The 13,596-nt window shown below is 73.8% G+C and carries 12 protein-coding genes and 1 other RNA gene; 9 read left to right on the top strand and 4 right to left on the bottom strand.

From position 1 onward, the window contains the following. Positions 1 to 196 precede the first annotated feature (196 nt). From ABID81_RS08375 to ABID81_RS08365, 3 genes are read left to right on the top strand one after another with little or no spacing between them, the layout of a single operon-like run. A complete protein-coding gene (locus ABID81_RS08375) occupies positions 197 to 919 on the top strand; it encodes a histidine phosphatase family protein (protein WP_354594325.1) in 723 nt (240 codons plus the stop codon). 33 nt (positions 920 to 952) lie between these two features. Then, positions 953 to 1,507: a DUF3090 domain-containing protein gene (locus ABID81_RS08370; RefSeq protein WP_354594324.1), complete on the top strand. Its 555-nt coding sequence runs from the start codon at positions 953 to 955 to the stop codon at positions 1,505 to 1,507. Then, the gene (locus tag ABID81_RS08365) at positions 1,507 to 2,328 is read left to right on the top strand and encodes an SCO1664 family protein (protein ID WP_354594323.1); all 822 of its coding nucleotides are present in this window, start codon (positions 1,507 to 1,509) and stop codon (positions 2,326 to 2,328) included. Before ABID81_RS08370 ends, ABID81_RS08365 begins: the two co-directional genes overlap by 1 nt. Here the strand turns inward: ABID81_RS08365 and ABID81_RS08360 are convergent. The 4 genes from ABID81_RS08360 to cls form a co-directional block, all read right to left on the bottom strand. Further along, on the bottom strand, positions 2,297 to 4,294 hold the full coding sequence (locus ABID81_RS08360) for a vWA domain-containing protein (RefSeq protein WP_354594322.1): 1,998 nt from the start codon (positions 4,292 to 4,294) through the stop codon (positions 2,297 to 2,299). The two genes, ABID81_RS08365 and ABID81_RS08360, sit on opposite strands and share 32 nt — an antisense overlap. A gap of 8 nt (positions 4,295 to 4,302) precedes the next feature. Next, complete coding sequence (locus ABID81_RS08355; RefSeq protein ID WP_354594321.1) at positions 4,303 to 5,688, bottom strand: magnesium chelatase ATPase subunit I; 1,386 nt, start codon at positions 5,686 to 5,688, stop codon at positions 4,303 to 4,305. Between the two features lie 112 nt (positions 5,689 to 5,800). Further along, positions 5,801 to 6,382: a DinB family protein gene (locus ABID81_RS08350; protein ID WP_354594320.1), complete on the bottom strand. Its 582-nt coding sequence runs from the start codon at positions 6,380 to 6,382 to the stop codon at positions 5,801 to 5,803. Positions 6,383 to 6,438: 56 nt separating this feature from the next. Next, a complete protein-coding gene (gene cls / locus ABID81_RS08345) occupies positions 6,439 to 7,908 on the bottom strand; it encodes a cardiolipin synthase (protein WP_354594319.1) in 1,470 nt (489 codons plus the stop codon). 74 nt (positions 7,909 to 7,982) lie between these two features. Between cls and ABID81_RS08340 the strand changes: the two genes are divergently transcribed. From ABID81_RS08340 to rnpB, 6 genes are all read left to right on the top strand, one after another. Then, the gene (locus ABID81_RS08340; RefSeq protein WP_354594318.1) at positions 7,983 to 9,122 is read left to right on the top strand and encodes an FAD-dependent oxidoreductase; all 1,140 of its coding nucleotides are present in this window, start codon (positions 7,983 to 7,985) and stop codon (positions 9,120 to 9,122) included. Further along, positions 9,119 to 9,925: an alpha/beta fold hydrolase gene (locus ABID81_RS08335; RefSeq protein ID WP_354594317.1), complete on the top strand. Its 807-nt coding sequence runs from the start codon at positions 9,119 to 9,121 to the stop codon at positions 9,923 to 9,925. The genes ABID81_RS08340 and ABID81_RS08335 overlap by 4 nt, the downstream gene beginning before the upstream one ends. A gap of 116 nt (positions 9,926 to 10,041) precedes the next feature. After that, positions 10,042 to 11,421: a hypothetical protein gene (locus tag ABID81_RS08330; protein ID WP_354594316.1), complete on the top strand. Its 1,380-nt coding sequence runs from the start codon at positions 10,042 to 10,044 to the stop codon at positions 11,419 to 11,421. Positions 11,422 to 11,430: 9 nt separating this feature from the next. Then, positions 11,431 to 12,246, top strand: a complete 816-nt coding sequence (locus ABID81_RS08325; protein WP_354594315.1) for a Nif3-like dinuclear metal center hexameric protein — start codon at positions 11,431 to 11,433, stop codon at positions 12,244 to 12,246. A gap of 115 nt (positions 12,247 to 12,361) precedes the next feature. Beyond that, positions 12,362 to 13,105, top strand: coding sequence for a zinc ribbon domain-containing protein (locus ABID81_RS08320; RefSeq protein ID WP_354594314.1), 744 nt, complete (start codon positions 12,362 to 12,364; stop codon positions 13,103 to 13,105). A 70-nt stretch (positions 13,106 to 13,175) separates the two neighbouring features. Continuing rightward, positions 13,176 to 13,556: RNase P RNA component class A (rnpB, locus tag ABID81_RS08315), an RNA gene on the top strand. Positions 13,557 to 13,596 lie beyond the last annotated feature (40 nt).

The following is a 13,596-nucleotide window of genomic DNA, read 5'->3' as shown; positions in this document are numbered from 1 at the left end:
CTGACGGGGGGTCACCCCCTTTCGTGCTCCGGCCCCCCCCCCCCGCGGGGGGCGGGGGGGCGCGGGGCCGCCCCCCCCCCCCCGCGGGGGGGGCGGGGGGGGGGGGGGGCGGGGGGCCCGGCCCCCGCGCCTCCTCGTCGTCCCCGGTCCGGGCCCGCCCGCCCCCGCGGCGTGCGAGGGTGTCTAGGCTCGGGGCATGGCCACCCTCGTCCTCGTCCGGCACGGACGCACCACCGCCAACGCGAGCGGCGTGCTCGCCGGACGGACGGCCGGCGTCCGACTCGACGACGTCGGGCGCGACCAGGCGCGACGAACGGCCGAGCGGCTCGCCGTCGTGCCGTTGGTGGGCGTCGTGTCGAGCCCCCTCGAACGCTGCCGTCAGACGGCGCGGGCGATCCTCGACCGTCAGGCCGGCACGCCGGCGACGCCGATCGACCGTGGCATCACCGAGTGCGACTACGGCGACTGGCAGGGCAGGCCCCTGAAGGACTTGGCCGGCGAGGCCCTCTGGTCGGTCGTGCAGAACCAGCCGTCGGCCGCGGTGTTCCCCGGCGGCGAGTCGCTGCAGACCATGCAGTCGAGGGCGGTCGCGGCGGTCCGTCGACACGACGCGGCGTTCGAGGCCGAGCACGGTCCGGGCGCCGTCTGGGTGGCGGTCAGCCACGGCGACATCATCAAGTCCGTCCTCGCCGACGCCTACGGCATGCACCTCGACCTCTTCCAGCGCATCAACGTCGGACCCGCCTCGGTGTCGATCGTGCGGTACGGGCCGAACCGCCCCGACGTCGTGGCGACCAACACCGACTCGGGCGACCTCTCGTGGCTGCGGCAGGCGGCCCCGGCAGGCGACGCGGCCGTCGGAGGAGGCGCGGGCCGGTCCGGTGCCGACGGTGACGCGGGGCGGTCCGCCGCGACCTGAGCGCCCGGGGCGGGCCGCTCGTAGACTCGTCGCATGCCCTCCATCGTCCACGCCTTCGACTGGCCCGACCGCGTCGTGGTCGGCACCGTCGGCCGCCCCGGCGCCCGTGCGTTCTACCTCCAGGCCCGTGACGGTGCCCGCGTCACCAGCGTCGGCCTCGAGAAGATGCAGTCCGCCGCCCTCGCCGAGAAGATCGACGAGATCCTCGACCAGGTGATGGCCGCCGAGGGCAACCCGGTCAGCGTGCCCACCGGCATCCCGGTCGAGCTCGTCGACAACGAGCCCCTCGACCAGCCCGTCGAGCCCGAGTTCCGTGCCGGTGCCCTGAGCCTCGGCTGGGACCCGTCGACCGCCCAGGTGGTCATCGAGGCGTTCCCGCTCGTCGAGGTCGACGACGACGACGAGCCGGACGACGCGACCGAGGTCGAGCCCGACGAGGTCATGGTCGTCCGCATCCCCGTCGGCACGGCACGAGCCTTCGCGGCGCGCACCCTCGAGATCGTCGGCGCGGGGCGTCCGCTGTGCCCGTTCTGCGGTCAGCCGATGGACCCCGAGGGGCACGTCTGCGTCCTGCCCGGCGACCTCTGATGTCGTCGGCGCCGGCGGCCGACGATGCGGACGACCCGGCCGGTGCCGGCTCGGACCCGGTCCCCGTCCCGTCGGACGACGTCGAGCTCGAGCTCACCGGTCGCATCCGCACCGCGTCCAACGCCTCGTTCCTCGCGCGCCTCGGCGACGTGTCCGTCATCTACAAGCCGGTGGCCGGCGAGCGACCGCTCTGGGACTTCCCCGACGGTCGGCTCGCCGATCGCGAGGTGGCGGCCTACCTCGTGTCCGAGGCCCTGGGCTGGGACGTCGTGCCCCGCACCTGGCTGCGCGACGGTCCGCTCGGTGAGGGCATGGTGCAGCTCTGGCAGGACGTCGACCCCGAGCAGGACGCCGTCGACCTCGTCCCCGTCGACGACCTGCCCGACGACGGGTGGCGCCTCGTCCTCGAAGGCGACGGCGACGACGGGCCCGTGGCCCTGATCCACGAGGACACCGAGGCGCTCCGGCGCATGGCCGTCTTCGACGTCGTGGTCAACAACGCCGACCGCAAGGGAGCGCACGTGCTCGCGTTGCCGGACGGCCGGCGCCACGGGGTCGACCACGGCCTCACCTTCCACGCCGAGCACAAGCTGCGCACGGTGCTGTGGGGCTGGGTCGGCGACCCCTTGACGGCGTCCGAGGCCGAGGGCGTCGCCCGCGTCCGGTCGGGCCTCTCGGGTGCCCTGGGCGCCGCACTGACCGCACTCGTCACGGCCGACGAGCTCGAGGCCCTCGGCGACCGGTGCGACGGACTGCTCGAAGCCGGGGTCTTCCCCGAACCCCACGGCCCTATGCCGGCGGTTCCGTGGCCCTTGTTCTGACGTACGACCCCACGACCGCGGCACCGAGGTCGTCGACGTCCGGGGCCACCACCGTGCCGTCCACCCGTCGGGCCATGCCCTCGACGAACCGTGCGAGGCCGGGGTCGTCGCCCAGGCGGAAGAAGCTCGTGTGCGCGCCGAGTCGACGGGCGACGTCGAGCTGTTCGACCGCCCGCAGGATCGTCACGGGGTGCGGCGGGTAGTCGAAGAACACCTCGCCGCCCGGTTCGAGGTGCGAGGTCGGCTCGCCGTCGGTGACGATCAAGAGCACGGGCTGCGCCGTCGGGTGCTTGCGGAAGTGCCGGTTCGCGAGCAGCAGTGCGTGGTGCAGGTTCGTCCCCTTGTCCCACTTCGCGTCGAGGGCGACGAGCTGCTCGATCGGCATGACCTCGGCGTGCCGGCCGAAGCCGATCAGCTGCAGGTCGTCCCCCCGGAAGCGCGACGTGATGAGGGTGTGCAAGGCCAGCGCGGTGCGCTTCATCGGCACCCAGCGGTCCTCCATCGCCATCGAGAACGAGGTGTCGACGAGCAGGGCGACGCAGGCCTGGGTCCGGGCGTCGGTCTCGTGCACCTCGACGTCGCCGATCTCGATGCGCACCCCGGCGTCCGTCCGGGCACCCTCGGCCGCGGTCCGGGTGACGGCGTTGGTGATCGTCCGCGTCACGTCCCACGGCTCGGTGTCGCCGAACGCCCACTCGCGACTCGCGCCCGAGCGGTCGCCGAGCGCTCCTGCGGACCGCAGCTCGCGCCTCCCGGTCCGTCCGGACAGCTTGGTGGCGACGTCGCGCAGGAGGTCCTTGCCGAGCTGACGCATGGCCCGCGGCGTGAGCGCCAGCGTGCCGTCGGCCCGACGCCGGAGGGCGCCGGAATCGCGCAGCGCCTTCTCGAGGCGTCGGAGCGCGGCCGCGTCGACGGCGGCCTGCTCGCCCAGCTGGCGCCGGAGGGCGTCGACGTCCACGTCGTCGAGGGACGACCCCCTCGACTGCTGGGCCAGTTGTTCGGCGAGCGCGTCGAGGTCGGCGAGGTCCTGGAAGACCCCGGTGCCGTCGCCGAGCCCGAGGCCCTGGTCGCCGTCCAGGCCCTCGGAGCCACCCCAGTCCTGCCCGGGCCGCAGCGCGCGCAGGGTGCCGTCGAGCCGTTCGAGCGACTGCACGAGGTCGGGGGAGCCGAAGGCCTGCTGGGCCAACGAATCGAGCTCGGCGCGTTGCTCGGCCGTCATCGAGTTGCGGAGGCGCTGGGCGGCGGCCGCCCGGGCGGCGAGCGCGTCGATCAGCTCGTCGACGTCGCCCGGCTGCTCGGAGAAGGACGCCCCGTGCTTCGCCATGAAGTCGTCGAACTGCTCGGGGGTGTCGTCGCCGCGGGCGTGGGCGTCGAGCAGGTCGTTCAGGTCGTTCAGCATCTCGGCGACGGCCTCGCGGTCGGCGTCGGTCGCGTTCTCGAGGGCACCCTTCATGCCGGCGAAGCGCTGGTCGAGCATCTCGCGCCCGAGGAGGTCCTTGATCTGCTCGTAGGCCTGCCGGGCTTCGCCGCTCTGCCACCGGTAGTCGGACAGCTCGGCGACGGCACCGGCCGGGGACGGCGGCAGGCTGTCGAGCTGCAGCTGCGCCAACGCCCGGTCGCCGTCGTCGAGGTCGACGTCCCGGGCGAGCTGTGCCCGTTCGGCACGGAGCGCCCGGTCGAGCAGTTCGCGGACCTCCTGGAGCGTCCCGTCGAGGTGGTGGTCGCGGGTCAAGGCCCTCCGGCGTTCGGCCACCTGGCGTGCGAGGTCGTCGAGTCCGGTCTGGTCCCGTCCTCCGCGACGCAGGAACTCGCGCAGCGCGGCCTCGGCACTCGTGCCCGCCATGACGTCGCGTCCGACGGCGTCGAGCGCCTCGGACAGGTCGGCAGGAGGCGCGAGCGGGTCGGGGCCGTCGGCGTACGCCTGGTAGCGCGCGGCCCGGTGCAGGCGACGGTTACTCCTGGCCACGTCGTCCCTCAGAACCCGTAGGCCGCTTCACCGTCACCGCTCTCCTTGCTGACCCGACGGGCCAGGAAGAGGCCCTCGAGCGCGAGCTCGACGGCGCCCGCCCGGGCGCCGTCGGTGGTCGCGCCGAGGCGTTCGGCCACCCGGTCGTACAGGTCGTCCTCGCCGAGCGAGGGCAGCCCGGCCAGGAAGTCCCGGGCGGTCACCTGCTCACCGGTGGTCACCATGACGCCCGACTCGAGGGCGTCGACGAGGGCGCCGAAGTCGAGGCCGCGGAAGTGCGCCCGCACGGTCTCGGCCGTGGCCGTCCTCAACAGGTGCTCGAGCACCTCCTCGGCGCGGTCCTCCTCACCCGACTCGAACTCGATCTTGCCGCCGAGCACGTCGACCGCGGTCTCGAGGTCGATCGGCCGTGCCACCGCGACGTCCTCGCCCTGACGGGTCGCGCGGTGCAGTGCGGCGGCGGCGATGGTCTCGGCCCCTGCGATGGCGAACCGGGCGCTGACGCCGCTGCGCTGGTCGACCGACGGGGACTCGCGGAGGGCCCGCGTGAACCGGGCCAGGATCTCGACGAGGTGGTCGGGCACCTCGGCCACGAGGTCGGCCTCCTGCCGGACGACCGCGACCTCGTCGGCCAGCTCGGTCGGGTAGTGCGTCCGGATCTCGGCCCCGAAGCGGTCCTTCAGCGGCGTGATGATGCGTCCGCGGTTCGTGTAGTCCTCGGGGTTGGCGCTGGCGACGACGAGCACGTCGAGCGGCAGCCGCAGCACGTACCCACGGATCTGGATGTCGCGCTCCTCCATGACGTTGAGCATCGCCACCTGGATGCGCTCGGCGAGGTCCGGCAGTTCGTTGACCGCCACGATGCCGCGGTGCCCTCGCGGGATGAGCCCGAAGTGGATCGTCTCGGGGTCGCCCAGGCTGCGGCCCTCGGCCACGCGCATCGGGTCGACGTCGCCGATGAGGTCGGCGACGCTCGTGTCGGGCGTCGCGAGCTTCTCGACGTACCGCTCGTCGCGGCCGCGCCAGGCGACCGGCAGGTCGTCGCCGAGTTCGGCCGCCCGGCGGCGGCTCTCGGTCGTGATCGGCTCGAACGGGTGCTCCCCGAGCTCGGATCCCTCGATGACGGGCGACCACTCGTCGAGCAGCCCGGCGAGGGTGCGCAGCAGCCGGGTCTTGCCCTGGCCTCGTTCGCCCAGCAGGACGACGTCGTGGCCGGCGATCAGGGCCCGTTCGAGCTGGGGGATGACCGTCGACTCGAAGCCGTGCAGTCCGGGCCAGGGGTCGCGGCCCTCCCGGAGGGCGTCCAGCAGGTTGTCTCGGATCTCGGCGCGGAGGGGCTTCGGGACGTGGCCCGAGCGCCTGAGCTCGCCGACGGTTCTCACGGAGGGAGGCATCACCCCGGCGACGCTACGCTTCCGACCCCGACCTGGCGAGGGGCGCCTCCTGCGAGCTTGCCGTGACCCCCCGACCGGACGACGGCGGCCGCTCGCGGTCAGCGGTCAGCGGTCAGCGGCCGGCGGCGGCGCGGGCGGCGGCCTCGACGCGGTCGTGGTGCCGACGCCATCCGTCGGCGTCCCGGTCGGGCACGTTCGGGTCGGCGGGACCGTTGCCGAGGCCGCCGTCGATCAGCTCGCGGACCAGGTCGGCATGGCCGGCGTGCCGGGCCGTCTCGACGGTCAGGTGCACCAGGATCTGGTGCAGGGTGACCTCACGCCGGTCAGGTCCCCACCAGGGAACGTCACCGCGGGCGTCCAGGGGCAGCACCCGGACGGTCTCGTCGGCGTGGGCGTTCGAGCGTCGGGCGAGGTCGACGACGAAGGCGCGGCTCTCGTCGGGCGTTGCCCACAGGTCGGCCTCGGGTTCGCTCTCGTCGGTGAGCCACGGCGTCTCGATGCCGCTCGGACGCCCGAAGACGTCGCCCAGGTAGCCCAGCTGCACGGTCGCGACGTGCTTGACCAACCCCAGCAGATTCGTCCCGCTGGGGACGAGCGGACGGCGGACGTCGTACTCGGTCAACCCGTCGAGCTTCCGCACCAGGTCGTCGCGCGAGCGGGTCAGGTAGCGGCTCAGGTGTTCCTTCTCGTCCATGCCGACACTCTGCCGGTCTCCCGACGGGCCGTCCAGCGCGGAGGGCCGGAGGTGCCCTACTGGACCGCCGCGGTCAGGCGCGCGACGTTGTCGAGCACCTGCAAGGGGGCGGGCCGCGTCAGCCAGCCGGCGAGGGTGATCTCGTGCGACTTCGAGCGGTAGTCCTCTTCGATGTCGCGCACCTGGTCGACGAAGCCGGCGCCCCGCACCATGAGCGACACCTCGAAGTTGAGGCTGAACGATCGCATGTCCATGTTGCTCGACCCGATCACCGCCACGTCGTCGTCGACCGTGAAGTGCTTCGAGTGCAGCACGATCGGCTTCTCGTACAGGAAGATGCGCACCCCGGCGCGCAGCAGGGTCTCGTAGTACGAGCGCTGGGCGTGGTAGACGAGGAACTGGTCGGCGACCTCGCAGGCGAAGAGCTGGACGTCGACGCCGCGCTCCGCGGCCGTCGTGATGGCGTAGAGCATGGAGTCGTCGGGCACGAAGTACGGGCTGGCGATGATGAGGCGCTCCTGAGCGCCGTAGACGAGGGCGTTGAACAGCCGCAGGTTGTTCTCGCCGTCGAACCCCGGTCCGCTGGGGACGACCTGGCACTCGAAGGCGTCGTCACCCGTGCGCGGTTCGACTCGGGGCCCGGTCCGCGCGTCGGTGGGCAGTTCGTCGGTCTCGCTGTACCAGTCGGTGATGAACAGGGCGTTGAGGCCGATCGCGGCGGGACCGTCCACGCGCACCATGAGGTCCTTCCATTGCAGACCGCGCCGCATGTTCCCTCGCTTGTTGTAGCTCGGGTCGGTCATGTTCTGCGAGCCGGTGAAGGCCACGTCGCCGTCCACGACCACGATCTTGCGGTGGTTGCGGAGGTCGGGCCGCCGCCACATGCCCTTGGTGGGGTGGAACGGCAGCATCTCCTCGAAGCGGATGCCGGCGTCGCGCAGCCACGTGCGCGTCACGCGTCCTTGCGGGTTGCGGATGGTCGCCCAGTGGTCGTAGAGCACCCGCACCTTGACGCCGCGGTCGTGGGCCCGCTTCAAGGCGTCGAAGAACAGGTAGGTCGACTCGTCGCGGGTCAGGATGTAGAACTCGACGTGCACGTACCGCTCGGCCGCGTCGACGGCCTCGGTCATCGCCGCGATCGACCCCGCGTAGTCCGGCAGCAGCCGCGCCGTGTTGCCGGGGATCAGCGGCATCGCGCCGAGCGTGCGGTTCAGCTGCACCACCGTGCCGAACCAGGGCGGCTGGGTGTCGGTCGGCACCCGGTTGTCGAGGCCCTGGGTGTTCTCGAGGATCAACGAGTTGATCTCGCGCTGCTTGTCACGCCGGTCCTTCGGCAGCTTCGAGCTGCCGAGCAGCGCGTAGAGCACGCTGCCGGGGATGGGTGCGACGAAGATCGCCATCAGCCACGCCATCGCCGAGCTCGGCCGACGGTTGCGCGGGACGACCGCCACCGAGACGATCCGGATGAGGACGTCGACCACCAGGACCACGGTGGGGAAGGCCTTGAGGAGCTTGCGCCAGGTCATCCGCCGATCATCGCAGGTCGGCGGACGACGCGGCCGACGGAACGACGCCGCACCGCGCCTCCTATGCTCGGGGCATGCCCGCCGGTGACCCGCGCCCGTCCCGTCCCGACGTCGACCTGGTCGTCGTCGGGGGCGGTGCCATGGGGCTCGCGACGGCCTGGCAGGCCGCGTCACGGGGGCACGAGGTCGTCCTCGTCGAGCGTTTCGAGCAGGGCCACCACCGGGGTGCCTCCCACGGGGCGACCCGCAACCTGAACCTCGCCTACGACGACGCCGACTACGTCGCCCTCGCGAAGGAGGCGCGGGTGCGGTGGGACGCGCTGGCCGACGAGACCGGCACCCCGCTGCTCGACCTCGTGGGGGTCGTGAACCACGGTCGCCCGTCGATGCTCCGCCGCATGCGGGCGCTGCACGTCGAGGCGGGCGTCCCGAGCGAGCTGGTCGACCCCGTCGAGGCGGGGGAGCGGTGGCGGGGCGTCCGCTTCGAGACCGAGGTGCTGCACGTGCCCGGCAGCGGACGGATCCGGGCGGCCGACGCCCTCCGCGCCCTCGCCCGTGCCGCCACCGACCACGGCGCGCGGCTGCTCTGGTCGACGCCCGTGACGGGCCTGCACGTCGAGGGGCCCGAGCGCGTGCGCGTCGTCACGGCCGACGCCGAGATCGTCGCCCGCCGCGTCGTCGTCACGGCGGGTGCGTGGACCGACGACGTCGTCGGCGGTCTCGTGAGCCTGCCCCGCCTCACCGTGACGCAGGAGCAGCCCGCCCACTTCGCCGTCCGCGACGCCGACGCGGTGTGGCCGAGCTTCAACCACCGGCCCGACCCGGACGACTCCGCCGAGTCGTGGTGGCCCGGGGCGGTCTACGGCATGCTCACGCCCGGCGAGGGCGTCAAGGCCGGCTGGCACGGCGCCGGGCCGGTCGTCCACCCCGACCGTCGGTCGTACGCCGCCGTCCCCGAGCAGCTCGAGGCGCTGCGGCGGTACGCGAGGGAGTGGCTGCCGGGCGTCGACGCCGAGACGGCCGACCCGATCAGCTGCACCTACACGACGACCGACGACGAGGACTTCGTCCTCGACCGGGTGGGTCCCGTGGTGGTGGGTGCCGGGTTCTCGGGCCACGGGTTCAAGTTCACGCCGCTCGTGGGCTCGATCCTCGTCGACCTCGTCGAGGGCGGCGAGGCGCCAGCGAGGTTCCGCCGGCTGGGCCGACCGTGACCGGGCGACCGGCCACGGCCCGGGGCACCGTGGCGGGCCTCCCGTTCGTCCGTCGCGGCACGGGCACTCCCACGATCCTGCTGCCCGGCATCGGCCCCGGACGACACCACCCCTCGGCCTGGGACCGCACCCTGCTGCGCCTCGAGACGGCGGCGCTCGCCCGCGAGGTCGAGCTGTGGACCCTCGGACGTCGGCGCGGCCTGCCGCCCGGCACCACGATGCGCGACCTCGGGGACGACGTCGCCCGAGCCGCCGCCGAGATCTCGGACGACCCGATCGACGTCGTCGGCACCTCGACGGGCGGCAGCATCGCGTTGCAGCTCGCGGTCGACCACCCGCGGACGGTGCGTCGCCTGGTCCTCGTCTCGGCGGCCCATCGCCTCGGCGACGACGGCCGCGAGGCCCAACGCCGCGTCGCGGCCCACCTCCGAGACGGCGACCCGGGACGGGCCGCGGCGACCATGCTCGGCCAGACCACGACCGGCGTCACCGCCTCGAACCTCCTGCGCCGCTTCGGCCGGTTGGCACCCCACTTCGTCGTCGGTGAGCGTCACCACGACCTCGTCGCCACGCTCGAGGCCGAGGACTCGTTCGACGTGGGCGACCGCCTCGGGGCGGTCACCGCTCCGACGCTCGTCGTGGCCGGGGGAGCGGACGGCTTCTACCCCCTCGACCTCGTCGCCCGGACCGTCGCCGGCCTGCCGGACGCGACGCTCGCCGTGCACCGCCGGTCCGGGCACCTCGGGCTGGGCTCGAGGGGAGTCTCGCGCGAGGTGCTCGCCCACCTGACCCGCGCCTCCTGACCCGCCGCCGCCGGCGTGGGCCGACGAGGGCGCCCGGTGGCTCGAGAACGACGAATGTGCCGGTCGGACCGGCGAGTCCGCCCGGCTGGGGACCGTTCGTCACCTACCATCCGAGCATGGCCGACAACGTGCAGACCGCGAGCGTCGGGGGCATCGCGCCTCCCGACGACGACGTCGCGTTCCACCGGCGCCGTGTGACCTTCGTCGCACCCCTCGACGACACCGCCCCCGAGCGACCCGCCCGGCCGGGCCGGCACGACCAGGAGCACCACCCCGTGAACCACACCCTCGCCCCCGAGGCCCCCGTCGACGACCTCGCCGGCCCCGCCGAGACGGCCGACGCCGCACCCGCGGACGCCGCACCCGTGGCCGTCCTGCCCGTCAGCCCTCCGCACCGCGAGCCCCGTCCCGTCTCGACTCCGTCCCACCGGGCCGACGTCGACCTCGACGACGTCGTCCCCACCGACGCGTACGAGGCCCGCCCGGCGAGCGTCGCCCGGCACTCGGTCGACACGTCGGCGATCACGCTCCCGGTGCTCGCCGTCCCGGTGCCCGACGACCTGCCCCAGCCCCCCGAGCGACTGACGCTCGACGACGAGGTGCTCGCCCGACTCGTCGAGAAGCGCTTCGACGACACGGCGACGATCGACCTCATGGCCGTCGTGCAGGCGCAGCTCGACCTCCGCCGGGTCGAGGCGGCCCGCTTCGCCTCGTGGGAGGACGAGATCACCCGCGTCGGCACCGACGAGGCGGCTCGAGCCCTCGAGGCCACCCGCCTCCGCTTCACGGGAGTCGTCCCGGTGGTCGGCCACGGCGCGTCGCGCGAGCCACGACCCGTCGTCGAGGCCGGCCACGCACCGGCCGCCCCCGCCGGCCCCGCCGCCGAGCCCGCCGAGGTCGAGGCCCCCGCCGTCGTCGCGTCGACCGGCCCCCAGGGCGTCACCGCCGCGTCGGGCGACGAACCCGCCGAGCGCGCGACCGCCGACCAGGAGGCGCTGGTCGCGTCGACCGCGTCGGCACCCGACGCGCGGGCGGTCGCCGCCGTGCCCGCCCCGACCCTGCTGCGTCGCCCGACGGCCCTCGTGGTCGCCGCGGCGGCCCTGCTGGTGGTCGTCGCGGCCCTCGTGCTGGCCTTCGTCCCCGGCCTCGTGCCGGCCTCGGCCGTCCTGGCGACGGTCGCCGTCCCCCTGACGACCGGCCTCGTCGGCCTGGCCGCCCTGGCCTCGGTCTCGACGCGACCCGACGACGCCGCGCGCGTCGCCCGCCGCGGTCCGGTCGGCGTGGTCGCCGGGGTCGTGGTCGGCACCGTGGTCGGCTACGGCGTCCTCCTGAGCGACCTGGGCTCGCTCGCCTGGCAGGGCTACCTGGTCCGAGCCGTCGACCTGACCGGCCTCTCGACGCCGGTCTCGGTCGTCGCCGCCGTCGTCGGCGCCGGCGTCGTCGCCTTCATCGTCGCGGTCATGATCACGGGGTTCCGCTCGACGGCTCGCGACTAGGCTGTCGAGGTGTCCACCCTCGCCTCGGTCAACTCCGTCATCGAACGCCTCTGGCCTCTCGCGGGCGCCTCGTCGTGGGACTCACCCGGCCTCGTCGTCGGCGATCCCGACCAGCCCGTGAACCACGTGCACCTCGCGGTCGACGCAGTGCTCGACACGGTCGACGAGGCCCTCGGCATGGGGGCCGACCTGCTGCTCGTGCACCACCCCCTGCTGTTCCACGGCGTCTCGACGGTGTCGGAGGACACGACGAAGGGCGCCGTCGTCGCCCGGCTCGTCCGGGCGGGGTGCGGCCTCGTCGCCGCCCACACGAACGCCGACGTCGTCGAGACCGGCACGTCCCGCGTCCTCGCGCACCAGCTCGGCCTCGTCGAGCAGCGTCCGATCGTCGAGGGGTCGGTCGACGGCACGGGCCTGGGCGTCGTCGGGCGCCTGCCGCACCCCATGACCCTGGTCGCCCTCGCCCGCCAGCTCGGCGACGTCCTGCCGCCGACGGCGTCCGGCGTGCGCGTCGCGGGCGAGGCCGACCGCGTGGTCGAGACGGTCGCGCTCTGCGCGGGCGCCGGCGACTCCCTGCTCGCCGACCCCGCCGTGCTCGACGCCGACGTCTACGTCACGAGCGACCTGCGACACCACCCCGCGTCCGACGCCCGCGACCTCATGCGACTCGGCCGCGGCCCGGCGCTCGTCGACGTCTCGCACTGGGCGAGCGAGTGGCTCTGGCTCGACACCGCGGCCGCGCAGCTCCGCCTCGAGCTGCACGACGTGGAGGTGACCCTCAGCGACCTGCGGACCGACCCGTGGGACTTTGCCGTCGTGCAGTGACCACCCCCGGGCCGTCCGTGGCGACGGCCCCGCGGCGTGACCTCCGAGACCCACGCGACCCGCGCCTCCCGGGTGCCCCGCCCCCCGCATCCCTCCGATCACGAGAAGAGCCCCCATGCCCCTCATGAAAGCCAGCTACGAACACCAGGCCCTGCTGCTCGACCTGCAGCAGCTCGACACCACGCTGCGCCAGATCGCCCACAAGGGCGCGAACCTGCCCGAGATCGCCGTGCTCGCCTCGCTCGAGGGCGACGGGTCGCGCCTGCGCAGCCGCCTCGCCACCGAACAGGGCGCGTGGGAGGACGCGCAGGCCGAGTTGCGACGGATCGAGTCCGACGTGGCCGTGGTCGAGGCGCGAGTCGCCCGTGACGAGCAGCGGATCGCCGCGTCGTCGTCGACGAAGGACGTCGCGGCCCTCGAGGGCGAGCTGGCCGCCCTCGCCAAGCGCCGTTCCGACCTCGAGGACGTCGAGCTCGAGGTCATGGAGCGCGTCGAGAGCCTCGGCGCCGTCGCCACCGTCACGCGCGGCGAGCTCGACCAGCTCGACACCCGCCGGGTCGACGCCGAGACGGGTCGCGACGCGAAGCTCGCCGAGCTCGAGGCCGAGCGGGCCGAGGTCGTCGCGAACCGCGAGACCATCGCGGCGACCGTGCCGCCCGAGCTGCTCGCCCTCTACGAACGCCAGCGCGACCGCTACGGCGTGGGCGCGTCGTTGTTGCGCGGCGGCGTCTCGAGCGCCAGCGGCGTCGCCCTGACCGGCAGCGACCTCGCCGCCGTGCGCGCCGCGGCCGAGGACGACGTCGTGCTCTGCCCCGACAGCAACGCGATCCTCGTGCGGACCTACGAGTCGGGCATCTGAGACCCGTCGACGACGTGCTCGCCCCCGGTGCCACGAGGTGCCGTCACACCGGTAGGCTCGGTCTCGCGGATGGGTCGACAAGACGGTCGCGTCGGCGGGTGCGAACCCGCCGCCGAGGAACGTCCGGGCTCCACAGAGCAGGGCGGTGGGTAACACCCACCCGGGGCAACCCGCGAGAAAGTGCAACAGAGAGCAGACCGCCACGGGTCGCACCTCCGGGTGAGACACGGGGTAAGGGTGAAACGGCGGTGTAAGAGACCACCAGCGGCTCGGGTGACCGGCCGGCTATGTAAACCTCGCCCGGAGCAAGGTCAAAGAGGGGACGTCGAGGCTGCTCGCCGAGTCCCCGGGTAGACCGCTAGAGGGCTGCGGCAACGTAGTCCCGAGAGAGATGGCCGTCCAGGGTGCTTCGGCACCGGGACAGAACCCGGCGTACCAGTCGGCCCATCCGTCTCACGCGAGAGGGCCCAGGGTCAGGAGGCGCGCCTCCT

This window comes from Frigoribacterium sp. PvP054 (assembly GCF_040547465.1).
In the GTDB taxonomy this organism is placed as follows: domain Bacteria; phylum Actinomycetota; class Actinomycetes; order Actinomycetales; family Microbacteriaceae; genus Frigoribacterium.
Note: the sequence above shows the minus strand (reverse complement) of the source record. Positions and strands in the feature narration are given on the sequence as shown.

Excerpts from the sequence above, each read along its gene's own strand:
- ABID81_RS08375 (WP_354594325.1), top strand. The coding sequence starts at position 197 with ATGGCCACCCTCGTCCTCGTCCGGCACGGACGCACCACCGCCAACGCG.
- ABID81_RS08370 (WP_354594324.1), top strand. The coding sequence starts at position 953 with ATGCCCTCCATCGTCCACGCCTTCGACTGGCCCGACCGCGTCGTGGTC.
- ABID81_RS08365 (WP_354594323.1), top strand. The coding sequence starts at position 1,507 with ATGTCGTCGGCGCCGGCGGCCGACGATGCGGACGACCCGGCCGGTGCC.
- ABID81_RS08355 (WP_354594321.1), bottom strand. The coding sequence starts at position 5,688 with ATGCCTCCCTCCGTGAGAACCGTCGGCGAGCTCAGGCGCTCGGGCCAC.
- ABID81_RS08350 (WP_354594320.1), bottom strand. The coding sequence starts at position 6,382 with ATGGACGAGAAGGAACACCTGAGCCGCTACCTGACCCGCTCGCGCGAC.
- cls (WP_354594319.1), bottom strand. The coding sequence starts at position 7,908 with ATGACCTGGCGCAAGCTCCTCAAGGCCTTCCCCACCGTGGTCCTGGTG.
- ABID81_RS08340 (WP_354594318.1), top strand. The coding sequence starts at position 7,983 with ATGCCCGCCGGTGACCCGCGCCCGTCCCGTCCCGACGTCGACCTGGTC.
- ABID81_RS08330 (WP_354594316.1), top strand. The coding sequence starts at position 10,042 with ATGGCCGACAACGTGCAGACCGCGAGCGTCGGGGGCATCGCGCCTCCC.
- ABID81_RS08320 (WP_354594314.1), top strand. The coding sequence starts at position 12,362 with ATGCCCCTCATGAAAGCCAGCTACGAACACCAGGCCCTGCTGCTCGAC.